Origin of the sequence: Fibrobacter sp. UWH4 (genome assembly GCF_900142475.1) — a bacterium.
GTDB lineage: Bacteria > Fibrobacterota > Fibrobacteria > Fibrobacterales > Fibrobacteraceae > Fibrobacter.
The window spans coordinates 137,014-158,538 of the sequence record NZ_FRAY01000004.1 but is presented as its reverse complement, the minus strand read 5'-3'; the positions used below and the strand labels follow the sequence as shown (position 1 = coordinate 158,538).

The following is a 21,525-nucleotide window of genomic DNA, read 5'->3' as shown; positions in this document are numbered from 1 at the left end:
CTATTTGGAGCGGTTTTTTGAGCGCTTTTCGGCTACTTTTGGCGCATGAAAAACGCTGAATTTATTGACCGTTTGAGTCTCGCCGAAATGTGTGAGAATCGTTGCGGGACAATCGCCCAGATCGAGGGCGATTCCCGCTTTATTTCAAGAATTGTTTCTATCGGGCTTACGCCGGGTTCCGACTTTACCCTCCTCAAGAACGACAAGCGTTCGCCGGTGCTCGTTTTTTGCCGCGATACGGTTATCGCTGTCAACCACAAGGAAAGTTCACAGATTTTTGTCAAGGTAGAATCGTAAAGATGAGCGAAATCAAGACTATTGCTTTGCTCGGGCAACCCAATTCCGGTAAATCGACACTTTTTAACAACTTAACGGGGCTTCACCAGCGAGTGGGCAACTGGCCCGGCAAAACGGTGGAGCAGGCCGAGGGTGAATTTGTTTTTGACGGTACGACATATAAAGTAATTGACCTTCCGGGCAGTTACGGGCTTTCGGCGAACTCCGAAGAAGAAGTCGTCACGCGTGACTACATTCAGAGCGGCAAGGCGGACCTCGTGTGCATTCTGGTAGATGCGTCGCAGCTGGAACGCAGCCTTTACATGTTGGCAGATTTTGTGGGCATTCGCATGCCCGTGATGCTGGTGCTCAACATGATGGATGTGGCCGAAGCGGCGGGCAAGAAGATTGACGTGACTGCGATTGAAAAGCGCCTCGGCGTTCCGGTGCTCGGTTTCAGCGCGGCCGAAACGGAACGTTATCCTGAATTTTTCAAGAAGATGGTTTCGGCCATCAAGACGCCTGTTTGCCTCGATAGCGGGAGCCTGCGCGAGGAACTCGTTAGCGGGGGAGAGCTTGGCGAAAAAACGGATGATATCATTAGCCGCATTGAAGCCGCCCTCGGTGATTTTGAATATGGCGTTTGCGAAAGAATCTGGATTGCAGAAAAACTCCTCGAAAAAGACAAGCTCATTTGCGGTATCGTGAATGAATCGCTTCCGTTTGCGAGGAAGAATGCGATTGACGCGATCCTCGATAGCGACGAAGGGCGCGACGGCGGAATTCTCACCGGTGAGGCCAAGTACCGCTGGGTCTCAAAAATCGTACGCGAATCGGCGACGCCCAAGTCCATCGAGAAGGTCTTTAGCAAGTGGGACCGCATCGCGACGCACCATATCAAGGGCAAGTTCTTTGCGTTCGGCATCATGGTTGTCTCGCTGATTGCGTGCATGATTCTCGCTTTCCCGGGCATGGGAATCGGTTTTGGAATGCAGCCTGTATTGCAGTCGCTCGTAGAACGCGCTGGCAATGCGCTTGGCGTCTGGCCTGTGGTAATCTCGTTCATCAACTTGGTGCTTGTTGGTGGAACTTGTATTACAATTTGTATGACGAGTTTCATTTTCTCCATCATTTTCGTATTCCGCATTCTCGAAGAAATCGGTTACATGGCGCGTTTCTCGTATGCGTTCGACAACTGGCTTTCGCGCCTCGGTTTGCAGGGCAAGGCGATTATGCCGCTTTTCTCTGGAATTGGCTGCACGGCGGGTGCGGTTTGCGGTACGCGCGTACTCGATACCCGCGGACAACGCCTGCTTGCGCTCGTCCTGTTGTGGGCGATTCCGTGCGGGAGCAAGGTGGCGGTGGTGCTGTTCCTGGCGTCGACTTTCTTCGGGTCAGCGGCTCCGCTGTTCGGCATCGGCTATGTGGCACTGATTTTTGCAAGCTTTTACCTGTCTTCGCGCCTGTTCGGCAAAAAGCTTGTCCCGCAGAATGAACGAGTGGGTATGATTATGGAGCTGCCGCCGTATCACAAGCCGCATTGGAAGATGATTGCCGCGATGGTCGGGCGCAGCACCTGGGGTATTTTCAAGAAGGCCTTGAAGATGATCCTGATGGTGGCGGCCCTTTTCTGGGCGCTCTCTTACGCAGGCGACGGCAATGTGGAAAACACGCTCCTGTACAAGATTGGCAATGCGATTGAGCCGGTGACGATGTTCTTCGGAATGCGCTGGGAGCTGTTCGTCTCTTATCTGGGCGGCATGTTCAGCAAGGAAGCATCGCTTGGCATCATGAGCACGCTCTTCAACCACACCGGCGAGGCGTTCTCTCTTGTGACCCGCGTGGCGGCAAGTGAAAACTTGGGCGAGGCGCTTGCAAGTACCATCAGCAAGCCCGAAGCGCTCGCATTCCTGTTTGCGTCGATGTTCAACGTTCCCTGCGTGCTGGCGATGGGTACGACCTACCGTGAGGCCGGCTCGTTCAAGTGGCTAGCCACCATCATGGGGTATTATTTGGCGCTTTCTTTGGGGCTCGCCTTTATCGGCTACCACATCGGATTACTGATTTTCTAAGTGAAATTTTATAGCGCGCTGTCGAGCACCATCATGAGCGTGAAGCCCACGGCAAAAAGGATGGTGCCGGCATCAAAATGCTCTCCCTCGCTGACTTCGGGGAGCATTTCTTCGATTACGACATAAATCATGGCGCCCGCCGCAAGTGAGAGCAGGTAGGGCATGAACGGCGAGAGCGCCTCAGCCGCAAGCAGCGTGATTAAGGCTCCTACGGGTTCTACCGCTCCGGAGAGCGCTCCCAAGGCGAAAGCCTTTTTGCGGGAAGCCCCTTCGGCACGGAGCGGGAGCGAAACCACCGCCCCTTCAGGGAAATTCTGGATGGCGATGCCTATGGCAAGCGCAAACGCCCCCGAAAGCGTGATGGCCACATTCCCCGAAAGCCAGCCTGCGAAAACGATACCGACTGCCATGCCCTCGGGCAAGTTGTGCAAAGTTACTGCTAGCGTGAGCATGGTCGTGCGCTTGAGTTTTGCCTTGGGGCCTTCTGGCGTGGCGCTACCCAAATGCAAGTGCGGCGTTATTTTATCCAAAATGTACAGGAACAGGATGCCGGCCCAGAATCCAACCGTCGCCGGGATGAAAGCCAGTTTGCCCATCGATTCGCTCGCGCTGATTGCGGGCAAAAGCAGGCTCCATACAGAAGCTGCCACCATGACTCCCGCCGCAAACGAGAGTAGACCCCGCTTGAGATTTTGCCCCATCTGCTTCTTCATAAAGAAAACACATGCGGCTCCGAGAACCGTCCCTAAAAACGGAATGGCAAGACCTTGGGCAATTTGTAAGACAGGTTCGTTCATGCCATAAAGATAGTATTAACCTTTCCCATATGGCTTGCACAGGTAAACAAGTGCCGTGGTGAGCGTGTAGTCGGCAAGGAGTGCGGCACCTAGGCCCACGATGGAGAGCAGGCCCACGTTGTGGAGCGCGCCCATGGGGCTGAAGATGAACACGAAGAACATTGCGCAAAGGATGAAGGTGGTCATGCCCATGGTCTTTCCGATTTCGCGGTAAGAAAGCAGTAGCGCGTGCCTGTAGCTGCCCGTGCGCTCGTAACCGTATTTGATGTGGTTGTTCATGTGGATGGTGTCGTCGACGGCGATGCCCAAAATCATTGGCATTACGATCATCGTGATCATGTCGAGTGGCATACCCGAATAGCCCATGATGCCGCCGATCAGGAGTACCGGCGCGACGTTTGGAATCATCCCGATAAGGCCCGCCTTGATGCTCCCGAATGCGAGAATCATCATGATGGCGATAATCACGAACGACCCTCCGAACGAGCGCAATAGCCCGCCGACCAGCTTGCCGTTCATTTCGGCGTAATTCACGACTTCGCCCACGACAGAAACTTTTGCGTCGGGGAAAATATGTGCGCCGTAGCTTTTGGCCGAATCCAGGTCCTCGACGATTTTGTTGGCGTTGTAGCCCGAAAGTTCTATATGGATGAATGAGGTCTTGTAATCTTCGTCCATATATTCGAAAAGCGCTTCCGGGTCCGAAATCTCGTACAGGAAAAGCAATTGCGTGAGCATGTCCTGTGCGTCAGGAATCTTGTAATACTCGATACTGTCGGCGTTCAGCGTGCGGTTCATCTCTTTCACGAGACGCGTCACCGATTGCACGCGCGGCTTGTCGCCCGAAATTTTCGTGAGCTGGAGCGTTCCGAGTTTCTGTTCAAGTTGCTCGATGCGTTTCATGTTGGCGGGGTCCTTGAGCGCGTCCGCGTCATTGAATTCCACCATCACGTTAAAGTCGTAAAGGCTTCCGAGCTTTCCGCTGAGCATGTCCTTGAGCCGCACCACGAAGGGAATCTTTTCGCCCATGGTTTCGGTGTAGTCCATGTTCACGTCGATGCGCATCATTCCCGGAATCTGCAGCAACATTACCGCCGCCGAAATCACTGCGATAACAATGCTGTGCCTGCACACCTTGCGCCCGAAAAATTCAAAGAGGATGTCCGCCTTGGTGGCTCCCGCGCTCTTGACCATCTCGGGTTCCGGCTTCGCATTTTTCTCGAAACTCATGAGAACCGGAATCAGGATGATGACGTACAGATAAACCATCGTGACGATGCCTGCCGAAATGCCGCCGATCCAGCGGATGGGGCGGATTCCCGCGAACAGGAACGAAATCAACGATGCGACCGTAGTAATGACGGTAAAGAGAATGGGCCAGCCCGTCCCCTCGACGGCGCAAATCACGGATTCGCGACGGTTGCCCGTGCGCCTAAAATGCATGCGGAACGAATTGATGTAGTGGATGGAATAGCCCACCGAAAGAGCCATTCCCAGAAGCACCGGGAGCGCCACCATGGTCTTGTCGCCGACAAAGCCCAGCCAACCGTTAATCCCGAGCACCGAGGCGATGCCCCCCGCGGTAGCGATTGCGGGCACCACCACGCCGCGCAGCGAACGCACGAACAGGATAAGGCACAAAAGCATTACGGCAAAACCGATTCCAATGCGCATTGCGCACACTCTCGAAACCACCTCGTCTTCTTCCATCTCGGTGTAGCTCATGCCCGTGGGCATCAAGGTGTATCTGTCGCTCTTGAATTCGTCGGAATAGATGACTTCGCGGGCAAATGGCGCAATGCTGTCCTTGCCGAATTCGATGCCGCCCTCGTAAGTCTTGAGCGAAAGAATCACCCAGGTCTCCTTCGCGTCATCGGAGACGATGTTGTTCACCAGCGATTCGCGGGTCATAATCAGTTTGCGTTTTTCGGCTAGCTCCTGCGGGTTATCGGGAATGCCGCCCTCGAACGGATCAATGACCTCGAAGCCTTCGTCGTTTGCGACCGGAATCGACAAATTGCGCGTCAGCGAAACCACGCGGTCGGCGTAGGGCACCTCGCTTTCGAGCCTGCGCGAAAGCCGGTCGATTGCCTGCAACACCTCCGGCGCAAAAACGTCGTCGGCGCGCACCATCACCATGTAGGTATCCTCGCTCCCGAAAATGTCGTTGAAATGCGCCTGGTCGATTTTTACCTGGTCCCAGTCATCGAACCATTCTTCTTCGCTGCTGCTCATCTGCAGTTGCGGGAGCCCGAGGCACGCCAAAACTGTCACGACCAGCGTTATTAGCAGAATTAACCAGCGAAACTTGACCTGAAAACACCCCAATCGGGCAAAAACCTTGTTGACACGAGAAACTTGCATAAAACCCTCAATTTTTTGAGGGAAAAATAGAGCCATAGCGCCGTTTTTTCTACTCCAAACGGACGGGTTCAAAAATACGACTCATTTACCCTTTCTGCGGTAGGCGTTCCTCGTAATCGTCCAAGAACGAATGCAGTTCGCCGCCGGCCTTGTAGCCGGGGAACGTCTCGATGCAGACGGAGTGCAGGCTGTTGAAGATGCTCTTTTCGATGTTCGGGTTTTCGCGCTTGAGGCGCTTGATGAGCATCTTGATTTCTTGCCGCTTGCTACCGCCACCGCCGTTGTCACAGACGGTGCAACTTTCGGTAAAGCGGCAGGCGCACTGGATAAACTGCATCCCGTTGTAATTTTTCCAGTTGATGATATCCTGCTCGTTGATGCAATACATGGGGCGGATGAGTTCCATGCCGCCGAAATTCAGGCTGTGGAGTTTGGGCATCATGCCCTGCAGTTGCGAGCCGTAGAACATCGCCATGACGGTGGTCTCGATGACGTCGGAGAGGTGGTGACCCAGCGCAATCTTGTTGCAGCCTAGGTCTTTTGCCTTGTGGTAGAGATGGCCGCGGCGCATCTTGGCGCAAACGTAGCAGGGGGAACGTTCGGTGTTGTTTGCCACGTCGAAAATGTTCGTCTCGAAAACGGTGATGGGAATTTCCAGGAGCTTCGCGTTGCTTTCGATTTTCTGGCGGTTGATTTCGTTGTAACCGGGGTCCATCACCAGGTATTCCACGTCGAATTTCACGTCGCTGTGGCGGTGAAGCATCTGGATGAGCTTCGCCATGAGCATGGAATCCTTGCCGCCAGAGATGCAGACGGCGATTTTGTCGCCTTCTTCGATGAGCTTGTAGTTCTTGATGGCGGTAATGAATGGCGTCCAGAGCCTTTCGCGGTATGTTTTCGAAATGCTCCGTTCTACACTTTGGACAAATGAAAGTTCTCTTGCCATTTTCATTACCTTTTTTGCGTTTATTTGCAAAGTTCCCTGTAGCAGCTGTCGAATGCGGACATGAATTCGTCGATTTCTTTTTCGGTGGTGAGGTGCGAAAGGCTTATGCGCCAGGAGTTCAAAGCATTTTTGCGGTCGCGGCAGACTGCAAAAACGGCGCGGGAGGGGAGCGCATCTACGCTGCAGGCGGACTTGACCGACACGTAAATTCCTTTGTCCGAAAGAGCTTTCTGGAAAATGTTCCCGCGGACTCCCGCGACACTCAGGTTCAAAATGTGCGGAACAGCGTCTGCGGGCGAATTGATGCGGACTTTCGGATAGCCGCAGAGTTTTTCTTGCAAAATCTTTCGCAGCTCCTTGACGCGGGCAAACCGTTCTTCGAAATGCTCCACGGCAAGCGACAGTGCCGTTTCGAGGGATTCGTCCAACGCGAGTGTCGGGGTGCCGCTGCGGTAAATGGTGGTGCTTGCTCCGCCGTAAATGAGCGGTTCCATGGCGATTCTGCTTTTCTTGTACAAAAGCCCGCTGCCCGAAAGCCCGTAGAACTTGTGCGCGCCGATGCTTGCCGTGTCTGCCAAATTCAGGTTTATAGGCGTTTTGCCGATGGCCTGCGTTGCATCCACGTGAAGGCTGCAGTTCGGGAACTCGCGGACAATTTTGCTGATGGCTTCCAGCGGTTGTACCGTCCCGAGTTCGCAATCGACTGCATTCGCTGTTACGAGCACCGTATCTTTGCGGAGCAGGCTCTTCAAGTCTTCCAGGTCGATTTTCCCGTCGGTACCGATTTTTGCCATCTCGATTTCGTAGCCCGCTTCTTGCAGGGCCGTGAGCGTTGCGCTTACCGAAGAGTGTTCCAGCGGGTTCGTGACGATGTGCTTGCCCACATGGCGCTTGGCCTGGACGATGCCGCGGATGGCGGTATTGTTGCTTTCGCTGGCGGCCGAGGTGTAAATGATTTCGTCGGGGTTTACGCCCAAAAGTTTCGCGATGGAATCGGTCACCTGGGCGAGAAATGCTTTTGCTGCATGCCCTGCTTCGTGATTCGAATTGGCGTTGCCGATAAACCCGCGTTCAACTTCGCAGAATCGTTGCAAGGCTTCTTCGCATGCCGGGGTATTTGCCGTGTAGTCGAAATAGGACATAACTAGCAAAAAGATAGAAAAATGGGGAACGGCAAAGCCCCAACGGAGTGTGATTCCGTCAGGGCTACTTCAATCCAAAACACTATAAGAAAGAAAAAGTCTTTTTAGGCGGTGGCGAGTGCCTTGCCGAGTTCCTGGCAGGCGGCCTTGCCGGCGTCATCGGGTGCGTTCTCGATGGCGAGCGGGTCTGCCACAAGCACGAGTCCGGCGGCTTCCGCGTCGGCCTTCCACGGGTTCATCCATTCGCCGCCACCCCAGCCGTAAGAGCCGAACAGGGCGACTTTCTTGCCGTTGAGTGCGGGTTTGATTGCTTCATAGAAGGGCTGGAATTCGGAATCTTCGAGTTCCTCGGCGCCCATGGCGGGGCAACCCAGCGCGTAGCGGGCGTATTCGCCCAATTGGCCCTGCGAAAAGTCCGAGACGCTGAACACGTCGGCTTCGGCGCCGGCGGCCTTTGCACCTTCGGCGACGTATTTTGCCATCAGTTCGGTGTTGCCGGTTCCGCTCCAATAAATGACTGCGATTTTTTCCATTGTGATTCTCCTATTATTTTAGTTATAGATCCTTCGGCTACGCTGCGCTTCGCTCAGGATGACACAGAGGTTGAATTGCTTCGATATGACGTTGGTGTTGACTATGCTGCGTTTCGGACGGTCAGCATCGGCAGCGAATATCCTTTTTCAAATAGTTTGTTGAAAACATCGAAGCACTTGCGAAAGCAGGCGAACCGTTTTTCGCATTCGGTTACATCGCCGTAAACTTTCCAGTAGCCCGTATATTTGCTATTCCTGCCGCCGTTGATAATGAATCCTTTCACGTCTTCGAGGGGGTAGCCCAAGAAAAGTCCGACTTCGTGCGGAAAACAGTGGCATTTGCGGATGCGCGCCGTCATGTATGCGAGTGCACAGTCGGTGCTAAAGTCTGTGTAGCCGTAGGCGGCGAGAAAATGGCGGATTTCCGGCTCGGCAATAAGCTTTTTCAGGGCGTCTTCGCGATAGACGTAAATAAAACTGCGACCGCAGCGTTCTGCGATAACGCGCACGCACACGCCGCGAGGGTTGAGTTCCTTGTTCCAGTGGGCGAGTTGTTTACACAGCGTTTCGCTGGATGAAGATTCAAGGCAGAATAAACTTCCGACCTTGAGTCCGGCGAGTGTTGGCGCGCATTGGCGAACGAGACGGTGGTCTAAAAGGCGATTCATTTTTATTGCAAACTACAAATAAATTGTAAAGTTAGATTTCTCTAACAAATATATAAAAAAAGCCTTGATGTTTGTCAAGGCTAATTTTGTATTAATTTTTGTTCATTTGCAATTCGAGCATCTTGCTGAATAGGCCGCCTTTCGCCTTGAGTTCGGCGGGGGAGCCTGTTTCGGCGATGCGACCGTCTTGCAGCACTACGACCTTGTCGGCGTTTGCGATAGTGCGCATGCGGTGCGCGATGATGATGACGGTCTTGCCCTTCACCAACTGCGAAATGCCGCGCTGGATCTTGGATTCGTTTTCTACGTCGAGGCTTGCGGTCGCTTCGTCGAGCAAGATGATGGGCGCGTCTTTTAGCAGGGCGCGTGCAATCGAGATTCGCTGGCGTTCACCGCCCGAGAGCGTTTCGCCGTTTTCGCCGATGACAGTGTCGTAGCCCTGCGGCATTTTCTGCACAAATTCGTCGCAGCCCGCGAGTTTTGCCACCTTCAGGATTTCTTCGTCGCTGGCATCGCGCTTGCCGATGCGGATGTTGTCCTTGATGCTCGTGTTGAACAGCACCACGTCCTGGAAGACGATGGAGAAATTCTTGAGGAGCGTTTCAGGGTCAATCTTGCTGATGTCCTGCCCGCCGAGGGTCACCTTGCCGCCCTGAATATCCCAGAAGCGTGCTGCAAGTTTTGCAGCAGTCGTCTTTCCGCTGCCGCTCGGGCCAACAAGTGCGGTGATTTCGCCCTGCTTTGCCGTGAACGAAACTTTTTTCAGGACTTGCTTGTTCTCGTTGTAATTGAAGTCGACATCCTTGAATTCGATATCGTAATTCTGCGGAGTGAATACAGTTACGCCATCCTGAGGTTTCATCTGGTCCATTTCGCGGAACCGGCGCAGGCGCACATTCACAAAGAACAGTTCGGCGAGGTTGTTGAACACTAGGAAAACCGGATTGTAGACCGTTGCCGCGCACACGATAAACACCAGATAGGTGAATACATCGATTTCGCCCTTGGTCCAGAGGCGAGCGCCCGTAATCAGCACCGTGGCAAGGCCCATCTTGAGAATGCCTTGCGCCGAATTCAAGAACGAACCCACCTTCACGTCGGAGTCCATCTGCGATTTTTCGTATTTGATGCAATCCTTGTCAAAATGATTGAGGTAGGCGGCTTCGCCCGAATACGAGCGGATTTCCTGCACGTTTTCGAGACCTTCCTGGATATCTTCCATAATCACGCGGCGGGCGTTATATGAATTTTCGAACCAACGGTCCTGAATTTTCTTGGAAAGCGCAATGAGCAATGCCGCTGCGGGTACCACCCAGAAAAGCGCGATAGACATTTTCCAATTGTAGCAGAACAGCATGATTCCGATTATGGTGACGCTTCCGATGGCGGCGAAAAGTTCCGGCACCGCATGCGAGAAAATCATTTCGAGAGCATTGCAGTCGTCCATGATGGTCGATGTCAAGTCTGAAAGGTTCTTTTTGCCGAAGAACGAGAGCGGCAACTTGCGGAGCTTTTCGGCAATCGAGACGCGACGGCGCATGCTTTCGTCGTACACGCTATCGTAGGTGGCGCTGTACGAGAACCTGTAAATGACAAGCATCACGACAAACAGGACTACCGCAATTCCCACATAGAACAAGGTCCCGTGCGGAGTTTTGCCTGCAAATTCACCGACGCCCATCTGCTCCATCAAAAAGTAAAAGAGCATCATCATCGGGAACATGAGCGAAATAAAGTGCAGGAATGTCCAGATGACGCCACGGACAAACGTGCGCGAGCCTTCTTCCGAAAGAGCAAAAGTATTCTGAACCCACTTATACATTTTCGCCTCCTTCATTATTCTTGGAATTGTCGAGGGTCCATGTGACGGACTGCTGGTATTCGGCCCACATCTTGGCGTAAATGCCGTTCTTTTCAAGTAATTCGTTGTGCGTTCCGCGTTCAGCGATTTCGCCATCTTCCACAACGATAATCTGGTCGGCGTTCACCACGCTTGTAAGCCTGTGGGCAATCATCAGCACGGTCTTGCCTGCGGCCAGTTTGTGCAAAGCTTCTTGAATCAGGCGTTCGTTTTCAGGGTCAGCAAAGGCGGTCGCCTCGTCTAGCACCACGATGGGAGCGTTTTTCAAGATAGCGCGCGCAAGCACCACTCGCTGCTGCTCGCCACCCGAAAGATAAGTTCCCTTGCTTCCGATAACGGTATTAATGCCAGCAGGCAATTTATCAATGATTTCGCGGCACTGCGCAAAATCGAGCGCCTTGTTTACCTGCTCGAGAGTCGCATCGGGCATGCCGTAGCGAACGTTGTCCAAAATGCTCATCTTGAAAAGACGTGTATTCTGGAACACGAACGAAACGTTCTTCATCAGTTCCTTCGGGTCAATCTGCTTTACGGGAACACCGCCAATGGTAATCTCGCCGCTATCGACATCGAAGAATCGTGGCAGGAGTTTTGCAATCGTACTCTTGCCGCCGCCCGAAGGTCCGACAAGTGCTACCGTATGGCCCGCCGGTACCGTGAGTGAGATGTCGCTCAGTACCTGTTTGTCGGTATCGGGGTAGGTAAAGTTCACGTTCCGGAATTCTACATCGAACTTTTGCATCGGTACCGGATTTTCGCAAACCTCCAAATCCTTGGTGCGTGCGATATCGTTGATGCGGTCAATGGCAAGCCCCGCCTGGTTCGTAGCGTTGCTTAGGTACATGCTGCGCATGACGCACTGCGAAAACAGCGGCGTCACCAACACGTAAATCATCATGTTCACGATGGTGAGTTTTACATCGCCGTCGTTACCGATAATGAGCGCTGCCGTCGGCACCAGGAACAGTACGAAACCGTTCACGAGGGTCGTGTAGATGCAGTAAGGAACTTTCCAATTGTCGGAATAGGCAGTCACCATCTTGTGGTAGGTCGCGATGCTGTTGTAGAAACTCTTGAATGAAAAAATGGTCTGCTGGAAAACCTTGACTACGGGTATCCCGCGCACGTATTCCACCGCTTCGGAGTTCATCTCTTCGAGGGCCTGCATGTAGCGTTCCATGAACTTGGTTCCCCTGCGGCCAAGGGTGCCTAAAATGAACATGGCGTAGGCGATAGGCACCAAAGAGGCGAGGCCAAGTCGCCAGTCAAAGCTGAACATCATCACGAGCGCCACGATGGGAATCAAGATGGTGCCCGAAATGTCGGGCATCTGGTGCGCAATGAAGGTGTGCGTAATCGCGGCGTTGTCGTCAATAATCTTGCGGAGTTTGCCGGTCGGATTCTTGTCGAAAAATCCGAGAGGCGCACTCATCAGTTTTTTCATGGCAAACCGACGCAGGTCTCCTTCGAGCCTGAATGCTACCAGGTGCGAGCAGGCGAGGGCCGCAAAGTAGAGCAGAACGCTTGCGACCGATGCGAGAACCGCTCCGATGGAGTAGTCGAAAATCTTGATGTTCGTCATGTCACCGCCAGAGATAACCTCGCGGACAATGAGCCACATCAGTAAAAACGGCACGAGCCCCGCGATGGCGCTCAATGCCGAGAGAATCAATGCTAGTGGGAACAGCGGTTTTCGCGAACCCATGTAAGCGTAGAGTTTAGAGAAAGTCTTTTTCATAATTATTCTAGAGGTTGTGAGGTGTGAGCTCGGTCGCTAACGCTCCCTTTGAGGTGTGAGGTTTTATAAATGCGCCGAAGGTGTCTTACTTTACTCAAAGCCTTGCTTTGCAAGGCGACCTCAGAGTGCGAAGCACGACCTCATTGCTCATACCTATTATGCTACATTCGTGAGTCTGTATTTTTTCCTGTATTCCTTCGGGGTCATGCCCATCACATCCTGGAAGGCGTGGGCGAACTTGCTCCCGTTGTTGTAACCGACTTCGCCTGCAATCTCGAGAATTCCACGGTCGCACTCGCGAAGTTGCTTGGCAGCCAGTTTCATGCGCTCGCGGCGAGCGTAAGTGAATACCGGCAAACCGAACACGTTCTTGAAGCAGAGTTTCATTGCAGTAGGCGGCATGTCAAATTTGTCGGAAAGTTCTTCGATGGTGAAATGACTGTCCATGTTTTCGCAGATAAACGAACGGATGCAGTAGATTTTTTCAATTTGCATCGAAGATAAATTGCATTCGCGACAAATGGATTCTCGCTGCGTGTCTAGGTTTTTCAGGGTGAGCAAAAGCTCCAAAATGGCGAGTCTGCCGTATTCCGCCTGCAAATTCTTTGACTTGTTGTCGACTTTTTCGAAGGCGCTAGCGACTTCTTCCTTGGTGTGGACGATGAACGGTCGGCCCGGCCGGCACATTTTCTGTGCGAGCATCTTGATGTCAATCAGAAATCCTGCAAAATGTTCGCGGATGTACCTTATCGATTCTTCAAAGAACAAAATGCGGTCGCCGCAGTAATCGGCAGAACGCGTCAGCGCTCCCGAAGTCCACGCATCGTAAACCAGCATTTCTCCTGCCTTCAGCTGATTGCAGGGGAGTGCTCCGCCGGCCCAGCTGATTTGCCCCTTTCGGCAAAATTCAAGAACCAGGAGCGGATCCCTTTCAAGCGTTGTATGGTAGCACCCGACTTTGTGCATCCATTCAATTCCGTTAATATTCAACATATTTCCCTCAAAAATCTCTTTAAACTGGCTTTGTTAGTCTAGTCTTAAAAAGTAAGCCAAATCTAATTAGTAAATAAAACTTCGTCAAGGCTAATTTTGTTTTGAGCTTATCATATTTTGAATACGATTCTGTCTAAATGGATTAAAAAATGACTAAATGGGGTTAAATGGTGGCCTAACATTGATAAAATGAAGTTTTGGCTTTATAATCCAATTGGATTTTTTCATTCCTTTTTGGAGTAGAACGCCCCTCAAATCATTTCTAAAATGCTCCGCAAAATTAACAAACGCGGTTTTTCCGCATCAATTTCAAGGAGTATTTATGAAAAAAAGATTCATGGCGGCACTTGCTATTTCGCTTGGCATGCTCGCTGCTTGCGGCGACGATTCCTCTTCTTCTGCCAATGGTGAAAATGGCGATTACAAGCGCGACTTTGCGACATCGATCTCTACCGGCGAAACGATGTTCATCGGCACGATGTCGCTGGACCATACTGATGAAATCGGTACGGATTATATCGAAGTCGGAACCCGCGCAGGCGTTGTCTATTACGACAATTCCCTGTTCATTGCCGACCTTGATGTGGGAACCATTGCACGCTACAGCCTCGATGCAAACAACAAGATTGGTAGCAAGACGGCTGAACTTTCGCTTGCTGGCGCATGGGCAAATCACCTTTACTTCGTGAATGAAGAAAAAGCCTACTTGGGCGGCATGCTTGACTCGCTGCTCATCATCAACCCGAAGACCATGAAGCGCACGGGCGCGATTGACCTGTCCAAATACAAGAACAAGGACGCTCTCGTGGTGAGCCCGGGTACAGGCGTAATCGTGGACGGTCGGCTCTATGTTGGCCTGTTGCAGAATGTGAGCGACTATGCTACCGGCAATACGGCTCAGGTTGCCATCATTGACATCAAAAAGGATTCCGTGATTGCCGTGGCTGAAGATGACCGCGTCGCGGCTGTGGGCTCCCTGGATGATTCCCAGAACCAGTCGTTTATCGTTGCTGACGGTTACATTTACTGCTACAGCAATGCCTCCTGGGGCTACGCTCCGGGCCAGGTCGACGGGTTCCTGCGCATCAAGGTGGGCGAAACCGAATTTGACAAGGATTATCAGTGGTTCGTGACCAAGGATGTCGCCATCGACGGCGTCACCAAGAAAGACAACTTCAAATACCTGAGCCCCACTACCTACGCCAATGGAACCAAGGTGTATTCCTTCTTGAACGTGATGGTGGACCTGCAGCAGGTTTGGACCGATATGGATAGCTACCACAACAACACCTGCAAGCCGGTAGAAATCGATCTTGCCAAGAAAACCATGAAGGCACTCCCGATTGATTATACTTCTAGCTGGGCTAGCTACGGCAAGTACGTCGATGACGACGGCACCGTGATTTTTGCGGTCTCTACCAAAAAAGACGGCAACGCCTACTTCCGCTATGATCCTAAGTCCGAAAAGGCGGAAAAGATCGCCGATGTAAAGCAGATTCCGATGTGGCTTGTGCCGCTCAAGTAAAATTTCTCCATAAACCCCTAATATCCTCATAAACACAAACTTCCGTTCTTGCTCAAGCAAGGGCGGAATTTTTTTGATTCGCAAATTCAAAATTCAAAAAGCTATTTGGGTTTTCAGCAAACCGTTTGGAGTAGATTTTTGACCTAAAAATTGCTCAATTGCGCTGCGATGAAAAAGATGTTTATTTACAAGGCGGCAACGCTTGCCCTTATATTTGCTATGGTGGGGGCTGTTCCGGCCCGTGCCCAAGATGACGAAATTACCTCGATAGACGATTTTCTTGAAGAATCTGCTACGGAAAACAATGCGACAACTGATGACGCAAATGGTGTGGGGCAATCAGATGTTTCTGCCGCTAATGCTTCGGGCGTCACGCAGTTGGACGAACTCTCGGTGGAATCTGAAATAGAAGCGGAACAGGCGAAGCAGGCCAAAAAGGCGGAATCGGTTGCGACGATTGACGCAGCCGAGATGCAGAATACGAGTAAGACCGTTTCGAAGGCGGTCAATTCAGCCTCGGGCGTTAAGGTGCGCAAGTCCGGTGGCATGGGCAGCGAAGGTAAAATCAACATTCGCGGCATGGAAGGCAAGAACATCAAGGTGCTGGTAAATGGCGTCCCCGTAGAGACGCAAGGCAACTTGGGTCTTGACGATATCCCTATTGACCAGATTGCAGACATTGAAGTTTACAAGGGCTATGTTCCGGCACGTTTTGCTACGGACGGTGCGGGCGGTGCCATCAATATCATTACCAAGAAGCGTCCCGCCAATTCGGTGGATGCGTCCTACAGCCTTTCAAGTTTCAATACGCACAAGGCGTCGGTAAGTGCGAGCCATTTAATCGATAGCATTGCGGGTGGTGTTGGCCTAGAAGTAGGTGTTTCGGGCTATTTTAATCATTCCGATAATGATTACAAGTTTACTTCGCCTTACATGAAAAGTTCGACTGGTAAAGATACGAGTGTCGTTCGCGATCATGACCGTTACACCTCTTACAATGTGCAGGCTTTCGCAAACCTAATGAACACTTGGTTTGACCAGATTTCGCTGGGTGCCAGCTATGGCGCTTTTGATAAGGAAATTCAGGGCGAAACGAACCGCATTGTTGAAGCAACTGCCGAAGGGTATAATTTAGGAGCGACTTTCGGATTAGATAAGAAAAATTTGTTTGTAAAAGACTTGAATTTCGGTGACCATTTTTCGTTTGGTTATAATGAAAATAAAATTATTGACACGAGTCGTGTCCATTGCCGCAACTGGTATAGTTGCGATACCGCCAAAAAGAATGTGGGCGAACTTTCTTCGATGGGACTTCCGAAATTCCGCACTGTGCAGGCGTACGATTTCAATAATTTGCTGAATCTGGATTATCAGTTTATTAAAAATCAGTTTGTTTACTGGAATACGCTTTTCCGGTATCACAAGGAAGATCCTGAAGATGACTTGGGTTCCGAAATGGTCGGATTCAATACAGCGGGGTATCCGGGAAAGACGATTTCGGTGACGACGGGGCTTTCGGTTGAAGATAATTTCTTTGATTCAAGACTCCAGAACCTGCTGGGCTTCAAGTTCCATTACCTGAAGGCAGAAATTTCAAATACGTCCACAAGTATGATACAGCAGGCGTCTTTGGAAACGAATGATTATACGGACTTTAGCTATGATGAAAGCTTGATGTTCCGGATTGTGAAACCGCTTGCGCTCAAGGGCTCTTACCAGCATGCAGTACGCCTGCCCAAGCCCGATGAACTCTTTGGCGATGGAATCCGCGTGAGTGCTGCGACAAACCTCAAGCCCGAAGAAGCGGACAATTTTAACGTAGGTCTCTCCTTGGATTTGCAAGAAATTCCGTTAATGGCGCGATTCCGATTTGATGGCGACGTTTTCTATTCCTATTACAAGAACCGTATTCACTATATGGGCGCTTCTCAGATGTCGGTGCCGTATTTTAATATGAATCCGATTCGCGGCTGGGGCTACGAGGGCGATGTGAAACTGGATGTGAATGAATGGGTGCTGCTTGGCACAAACTGGACTTTCCAGGATTTGCGCAACATTGATTACAATGCCAAGCAAGGGATTCCCGAAGATGCCATTATCCCAAACATTCCACGATTCTTCATGAACTACCTCGCTGAATTCCACATGGGCGATATATTCAATAAGAACGATTTTGTCAAGTTCTGGTGGGCCGCAAACTATACCGATGAATATTACTATGGCTGGAAAATCAGTTCTCGCCAGAGCCGGAAAATAGACGCTTCGTTCACGCAGGATTTGGGTATTGAATATTCCGTGTGGGATAATAAGCTCGCCTGGAGTTTCGAGGTTGACAACTTCTTGGACGAAACCGTTTACGACAAGTACGGAGAATCTAAACTGGGACGCACCTTCGCTACAAAGATTCGTTACAGCTTCAGGTAGATATATCTAACTTCGGATAGTTTACGCTAACTAAGTTATTTATATGGAAACTAAGTTGTGTAACGTGAACTAATTTGCAAATTTGCAACAAAGTTAGTCACACGGAAGCCATACAGGACTTGGACTTGAAGTCTGTTTGTTAATTTGTATGTAAGTTGCTTTTTGATAAAAATTTAGATAGATTATTAAGCAAAGAACAACAAAGCTTTAATGGAGATCCCCGACCAAGTCAGGGATGACATTAGGGCGAAACAAAAGGAGTAAGCTATGTCCGTATGGAAAAATGAAAAGTTCTGGTGTGTGGTGGCTGGTGTCGTTGGCCCGGCTATCATCAAGAAGATTCTCAAGGCTCCGAAGACCCGCGAGTATGCCGTCAAGGGACTTGCCGAAGGCATGAAGATTACTGCCGACGCCAAGGCCACTTTCCAAGATATGAAGGACCAGGCTGCAGACATCTGCAACGACGCGAAGAAAGAAGCGGGTAAGTAAATAGTGGCTAGTGGTTAGTAAACAGGAATGAAGAAAGAACATTCTAATAGTAATCCTAACCACTAATCACCAACCACCAACCACTTGAGTTATGAAGTCTAGAATCGTTTACGATCAGCCGGGGCGTATCCGCTTTCGGGCGGGGGCCTACGCGTTTGAAAAAATGCATGAACCGCGCATCCATAAGGCATGCGTGAGTGAACCTTATGTCCAGAAAGCGGTAGTCCATTCGGAAAACGGCGGCATTCTGCTGGAATACGAAAACGGCTATCGTGAACAGGTGATTGATTTCGTCCGGAATCTGGACGTCGCGAACCTTCCTGAGAGCGAGCCCGATACTGAATATCAACTGCAGGCTCTTGATTCTGATTTCAAGAATAAGCTCGCGTTCATGATTGTGCGGCGTTACCTGGCCAAATTGCTGATTCCTGCCCCCATTCGTACGGCACACCTGATTTATAGGGGCCTCAAGTTTGTGGCGAAGGGCCTGAATTGCCTAGGTGAAGGGAAACTTTCTGTCGAGGTGTTGGACGGTGCCGCCATCGGGGCGAGCATCTTGCAACGCAATTACGAATCGGCTGGGACCATCATGTTCCTGCTGAACGTGAGCAGCCTTCTGGAAGATTACACCAAGGCGCGTACCCGCACCGCCCTTACCGCAAGCCTTGCCGTTAAGGTGGACAAGGTGTGGGTTGTCAAGGACGGTGTCGATGTCCAGGTGCGTATGCAGGATGTTCAGGTGGGCGACCTCGTGCGTGTGCGTTCCGGCAGCATGATTCCGGTGGACGGAACCGTTGCCGAAGGCGATGCGTTCGTGAACGAAGCGACCATGACGGGCGAATCGCAGGCGGTGCACAAGACGGTCGGAAAGTCCGTTTTTGCAGGTACCGTCGTGGACGAAGGTTCCATCGTAGTATCTGTCCGAGCCGTGAGTGGCAACACTAAAATTCAAAAAATCATTGAACTCATCGATCGCTCCGAAGACCTGAAGGCTTCTATCCAAAGCCGCGCCGAACGCCTTGCCGATGGTATCGTGCCGTTCAGCTTTATCGGATTCGGGCTCACGCTCCTGTTTACGCGCAACATCACCAAGGCAGTCTCGATTCTGATGGTGGACTATTCTTGCGCCATCAAGCTTTCCACCCCGATTTCGGTGATTTCGGCGCTGCGCGAAGCGGCTGACCGCAATATGACCGTAAAGGGCGGCAAGTACCTGGAAGAATTTGCGCTTGCCGACACCATCGTTTTCGACAAGACGGGAACGCTCACCAAGGCGGAACCGAAACTCGAACGCGTGATTCCGTTCGGTAACCGCAGCGAAGAAGAAATCCTCCGCATCGCGGCCTGCATCGAAGAGCATTTCCCGCATAGCATGGCGCGCGCCATTGTGCGCGGTGCCGCCGAACGGGGAATCGACCACGAAGAAGAACATGCTGACGTGAAGTACATCGTGGCACATGGAATCGCAACGACTCTTGACGGTGAACGCGCCGTTATCGGTAGCAAGCATTTCGTTGTCGAAGACGAAAAAATTGCAGTGGGCGAGGCGGAGCAGAAAAAAATCGACGAACTCGCCGGAGCCGCATCCGTGATCTACCTTGCCATTGGCGGGAACCTCGCGGGAGTGCTTTGCATTAGCGACCCTCCGCGTGACGAGGCGGCCGAGGCCATCCGCATGCTCCGTGAACGCGGAATCAAGCATGTTGCGATGATTACCGGCGACAGCCAAAAGGCCGCCGAACGTACGGCGCAACTTTTGGGCATTGATACCTTCTTTGCGCAGGTGCTGCCCGAAGACAAGCACCGCTATGTGGAAAAAATGAAGGCCGAAGGCCGCCGCGTGATTATGGTGGGCGATGGAATCAACGATGCGCCCGCATTGGCCGCCGCGAACGTGTCGGTCGCCATGAGCGATGCCAGCGACATTGCCCGCGAAACCGCCGACGTGACGCTTCGCAGCGAAGACCTGCGCGACCTCGCGGAACTCCGTACGTTGAGCACGCAACTTATGGAACGCATCCAGGCGAATTACCGCTTTATCGTCGCCTTCAACACGTCGCTCCTGGCCGCAGGATTCTTCGGAATACTTGCCCCCTCGACCTCGGCCCTGCTGCATAACCTCTCGACCATGGCGATTTGCGCCAAGAGCATGACGCCGCTGAAGCGCACGTAGGGCTGCAACACCCAAAATCGTCTAAATTACGCCAAAATCGCCAAAAAGGTAGTCTATGGACTGCCTTTTTGCTTAGTTTTTGATGGAATTCTATACATTTGTTCACTGCTTAAAGTGCGGAAAAATGTATTAGTGACTTGATTTTATGTGCGGAAAAATGTATTTTACAGGGTGAAATATATGCGGAAAAATGTAAAATGAAGCGAATCGCCCTAGAAAATCTGCTTAAATGGAAAGAAAGTGCAAACCGAAAGCCCTTGATTCTTAACGGGGCGCGTCAAGTCGGCAAGACCTGGCTTTTGCGGGAATTTGCCAAGACGGCATATCAGAAAGAAGCCTATATCGTATGTCGCAAAAACGAACTAGTGAAACAGGTGTTCGCCCGCGATTTTGACATTAAACGAATCTTGCGCGATTTAAGGGCCTTAAGCAAGGTTGACATCACCCCCGGTGACACGTTGATTATTTTGGACGAAGTTCAAGATGTTCCCGAAGCCATCGAGGCGCTTAAATATTTTTACGAGCAAGCGCCCGAATATCATATTGCCGTTGCGGGATCGTTGCTTGGAATTTCGCTCCATCAGGGAGTGTCGTTCCCTGTCGGAAAGGTGGACGAGCTTGACATTTTCCCGATGAATTTTATGGAATTCCTTGACGCCATCGGCGAACAGAACACTGCGGATCTCATTGCAAAAAGAGATTTTGCTAGCATTGCTCCGTTGCACGAAAAGTGCGTCGATTTGCTCAGGCAATACTACTATGTGGGCGGCATGCCCGAAGCAGTTAAACAGTATGCTGAAACCGGGGCTCTGCAGAGCGTGCGCGAAATACAGAAAAGCATCTTGCGTGGATATGAGCAGGATTTTTCAAAACATGCGCCCAAAGACCAGGTTGCAAAGATAAAGCTTGTTTGGAAAAGCGTTCCCTCGCAACTGTTCAAGGAAAACAAGAAGTTTATTTACGGGGCACTCCGCAAGGGCGCCCGTGCAACGCAATACGAAGAAGCTATCGAATGGCTTGTGGATTCCGGCTTGCTTTACAAGGTGTCTCGCGTTTCTAAACCCGCTTTGCCATTAAGCATTTATGAAGAAATGAACATTTTCAAGTTATATGCATTGGATGTCGGTCTGTTGGGTGCGATGGCAAATACAGATTCTTCGCAGATTCTAATCAAGAGCGACCTGATTGCAGAATTCAATGGCGGACTTGCAGAACAGTTTATTTTGCAACAAATGAAAAGTAAACGGATTGACCCGATTTACTACCACTCGACGGACGATTCAAGGCTAGAATTAGATTTCCTGATACAGTCGGAAGGCCGCCTCTTGCCCATCGAAGTCAAGTCCGGAGAATCAGTGCGCTCCAACTCCCTTTCGACGCTGCTGCAAAACACGCCAGGACTCCAGGCAATTCGCTACTCCATGCGCCCCTATAAGGAACAAGCGTCTTTGACGAATGTTCCGCTTTATGCGGTGTAAAAAATTTTGGGCCGTATCGCCACAAAAGCTATAAAATCTCTTTAAA

The 21,525-nt window shown here is 51.3% G+C and carries 16 protein-coding genes; 7 read left to right on the top strand and 9 right to left on the bottom strand.

Annotation, left to right across the window (positions count from 1 at the left end; translation table 11 throughout):
- Nucleotides 1–45 precede the first annotated feature (45 nt).
- Nucleotides 46–297 (top strand): FeoA family protein, encoded by a 252-nt coding sequence (locus BUA93_RS08660; RefSeq protein ID WP_254793911.1) that lies wholly within the window; start codon nucleotides 46–48, stop codon nucleotides 295–297.
- 2 nt (nucleotides 298–299) lie between these two features.
- The gene (gene feoB, locus BUA93_RS08655) at nucleotides 300–2,348 is read left to right on the top strand and encodes a ferrous iron transport protein B (protein ID WP_072978769.1); all 2,049 of its coding nucleotides are present in this window, start codon (nucleotides 300–302) and stop codon (nucleotides 2,346–2,348) included.
- Nucleotides 2,349–2,356: 8 nt separating this feature from the next.
- On the opposite strand, the gene BUA93_RS08650 is transcribed toward feoB, so the two are convergent.
- The 9 genes from BUA93_RS08650 to BUA93_RS08610 all read right to left on the bottom strand — a co-directional run bounded on the left by BUA93_RS08650 (nucleotide 2,357) and on the right by BUA93_RS08610 (nucleotide 13,390).
- Nucleotides 2,357–3,145 (bottom strand): ZIP family metal transporter, encoded by a 789-nt coding sequence (locus BUA93_RS08650; RefSeq protein ID WP_072978768.1) that lies wholly within the window; start codon nucleotides 3,143–3,145, stop codon nucleotides 2,357–2,359.
- A 15-nt stretch (nucleotides 3,146–3,160) separates the two neighbouring features.
- Nucleotides 3,161–5,509, bottom strand: coding sequence for an efflux RND transporter permease subunit (locus BUA93_RS08645; RefSeq protein WP_072978767.1), 2,349 nt, complete (start codon nucleotides 5,507–5,509; stop codon nucleotides 3,161–3,163).
- Nucleotides 5,510–5,594: 85 nt separating this feature from the next.
- Nucleotides 5,595–6,455 (bottom strand): tRNA 2-thiocytidine biosynthesis TtcA family protein, encoded by an 861-nt coding sequence (locus BUA93_RS08640; RefSeq protein ID WP_072978983.1) that lies wholly within the window; start codon nucleotides 6,453–6,455, stop codon nucleotides 5,595–5,597.
- Between the two features lie 20 nt (nucleotides 6,456–6,475).
- Complete coding sequence (locus BUA93_RS08635; protein ID WP_072978766.1) at nucleotides 6,476–7,597, bottom strand: cysteine desulfurase family protein; 1,122 nt, start codon at nucleotides 7,595–7,597, stop codon at nucleotides 6,476–6,478.
- Between the two features lie 104 nt (nucleotides 7,598–7,701).
- The gene (locus BUA93_RS08630) at nucleotides 7,702–8,130 is read right to left on the bottom strand and encodes a flavodoxin (protein WP_072978765.1); all 429 of its coding nucleotides are present in this window, start codon (nucleotides 8,128–8,130) and stop codon (nucleotides 7,702–7,704) included.
- Nucleotides 8,131–8,231: 101 nt separating this feature from the next.
- Nucleotides 8,232–8,798, bottom strand: a complete 567-nt coding sequence (locus tag BUA93_RS08625; protein ID WP_072978764.1) for a DUF3793 family protein — start codon at nucleotides 8,796–8,798, stop codon at nucleotides 8,232–8,234.
- Nucleotides 8,799–8,889: 91 nt separating this feature from the next.
- A complete protein-coding gene (locus BUA93_RS08620) occupies nucleotides 8,890–10,620 on the bottom strand; it encodes an ABC transporter ATP-binding protein (RefSeq protein WP_072978982.1) in 1,731 nt (576 codons plus the stop codon).
- A complete protein-coding gene (locus BUA93_RS08615) occupies nucleotides 10,613–12,397 on the bottom strand; it encodes an ABC transporter ATP-binding protein (RefSeq protein WP_072978763.1) in 1,785 nt (594 codons plus the stop codon). The genes BUA93_RS08620 and BUA93_RS08615 overlap by 8 nt, the downstream gene beginning before the upstream one ends.
- Before the next feature lie 156 nt (nucleotides 12,398–12,553).
- The gene (locus BUA93_RS08610) at nucleotides 12,554–13,390 is read right to left on the bottom strand and encodes a helix-turn-helix domain-containing protein (RefSeq protein ID WP_072978762.1); all 837 of its coding nucleotides are present in this window, start codon (nucleotides 13,388–13,390) and stop codon (nucleotides 12,554–12,556) included.
- A 322-nt stretch (nucleotides 13,391–13,712) separates the two neighbouring features.
- Here BUA93_RS08610 and BUA93_RS08605 point away from each other — a divergent pair, with 322 nt between their 5' ends.
- The 5 genes from BUA93_RS08605 (at nucleotide 13,713) to BUA93_RS08585 (ending at nucleotide 21,479) form a co-directional block, all read left to right on the top strand.
- The gene (locus tag BUA93_RS08605; RefSeq protein ID WP_139257906.1) at nucleotides 13,713–14,915 is read left to right on the top strand and encodes a hypothetical protein; all 1,203 of its coding nucleotides are present in this window, start codon (nucleotides 13,713–13,715) and stop codon (nucleotides 14,913–14,915) included.
- Nucleotides 14,916–15,083: 168 nt separating this feature from the next.
- Nucleotides 15,084–17,339, top strand: coding sequence for a TonB-dependent receptor (locus BUA93_RS08600; RefSeq protein WP_254793910.1), 2,256 nt, complete (start codon nucleotides 15,084–15,086; stop codon nucleotides 17,337–17,339).
- A gap of 267 nt (nucleotides 17,340–17,606) precedes the next feature.
- Complete coding sequence (locus BUA93_RS08595) at nucleotides 17,607–17,828, top strand: DUF1490 domain-containing protein (RefSeq protein WP_072978760.1); 222 nt, start codon at nucleotides 17,607–17,609, stop codon at nucleotides 17,826–17,828.
- A 91-nt stretch (nucleotides 17,829–17,919) separates the two neighbouring features.
- Nucleotides 17,920–20,001 (top strand): heavy metal translocating P-type ATPase, encoded by a 2,082-nt coding sequence (locus tag BUA93_RS08590; RefSeq protein WP_072978759.1) that lies wholly within the window; start codon nucleotides 17,920–17,922, stop codon nucleotides 19,999–20,001.
- 197 nt (nucleotides 20,002–20,198) lie between these two features.
- Nucleotides 20,199–21,479 (top strand): ATP-binding protein, encoded by a 1,281-nt coding sequence (locus BUA93_RS08585; RefSeq protein ID WP_072978758.1) that lies wholly within the window; start codon nucleotides 20,199–20,201, stop codon nucleotides 21,477–21,479.
- Nucleotides 21,480–21,525: the final 46 nt, after the last annotated feature.

Coding starts and splice junctions, on each gene's coding strand:
- BUA93_RS08660 (WP_254793911.1), top strand. CDS start 46: ATGAAAAACGCTGAATTTATTGACCGTTTGAGTCTCGCCGAAATGTGT.
- feoB (WP_072978769.1), top strand. CDS start 300: ATGAGCGAAATCAAGACTATTGCTTTGCTCGGGCAACCCAATTCCGGT.
- BUA93_RS08650 (WP_072978768.1), bottom strand. CDS start 3,145: ATGAACGAACCTGTCTTACAAATTGCCCAAGGTCTTGCCATTCCGTTT.
- BUA93_RS08645 (WP_072978767.1), bottom strand. CDS start 5,509: ATGCAAGTTTCTCGTGTCAACAAGGTTTTTGCCCGATTGGGGTGTTTT.
- BUA93_RS08640 (WP_072978983.1), bottom strand. CDS start 6,455: ATGGCAAGAGAACTTTCATTTGTCCAAAGTGTAGAACGGAGCATTTCG.
- BUA93_RS08635 (WP_072978766.1), bottom strand. CDS start 7,597: ATGTCCTATTTCGACTACACGGCAAATACCCCGGCATGCGAAGAAGCC.
- BUA93_RS08630 (WP_072978765.1), bottom strand. CDS start 8,130: ATGGAAAAAATCGCAGTCATTTATTGGAGCGGAACCGGCAACACCGAA.
- BUA93_RS08625 (WP_072978764.1), bottom strand. CDS start 8,798: ATGAATCGCCTTTTAGACCACCGTCTCGTTCGCCAATGCGCGCCAACA.
- BUA93_RS08620 (WP_072978982.1), bottom strand. CDS start 10,620: ATGTATAAGTGGGTTCAGAATACTTTTGCTCTTTCGGAAGAAGGCTCG.
- BUA93_RS08615 (WP_072978763.1), bottom strand. CDS start 12,397: ATGAAAAAGACTTTCTCTAAACTCTACGCTTACATGGGTTCGCGAAAA.
- BUA93_RS08610 (WP_072978762.1), bottom strand. CDS start 13,390: ATGTTGAATATTAACGGAATTGAATGGATGCACAAAGTCGGGTGCTAC.
- BUA93_RS08605 (WP_139257906.1), top strand. CDS start 13,713: ATGAAAAAAAGATTCATGGCGGCACTTGCTATTTCGCTTGGCATGCTC.
- BUA93_RS08600 (WP_254793910.1), top strand. CDS start 15,084: ATGAAAAAGATGTTTATTTACAAGGCGGCAACGCTTGCCCTTATATTT.
- BUA93_RS08595 (WP_072978760.1), top strand. CDS start 17,607: ATGTCCGTATGGAAAAATGAAAAGTTCTGGTGTGTGGTGGCTGGTGTC.
- BUA93_RS08590 (WP_072978759.1), top strand. CDS start 17,920: ATGAAGTCTAGAATCGTTTACGATCAGCCGGGGCGTATCCGCTTTCGG.
- BUA93_RS08585 (WP_072978758.1), top strand. CDS start 20,199: ATGAAGCGAATCGCCCTAGAAAATCTGCTTAAATGGAAAGAAAGTGCA.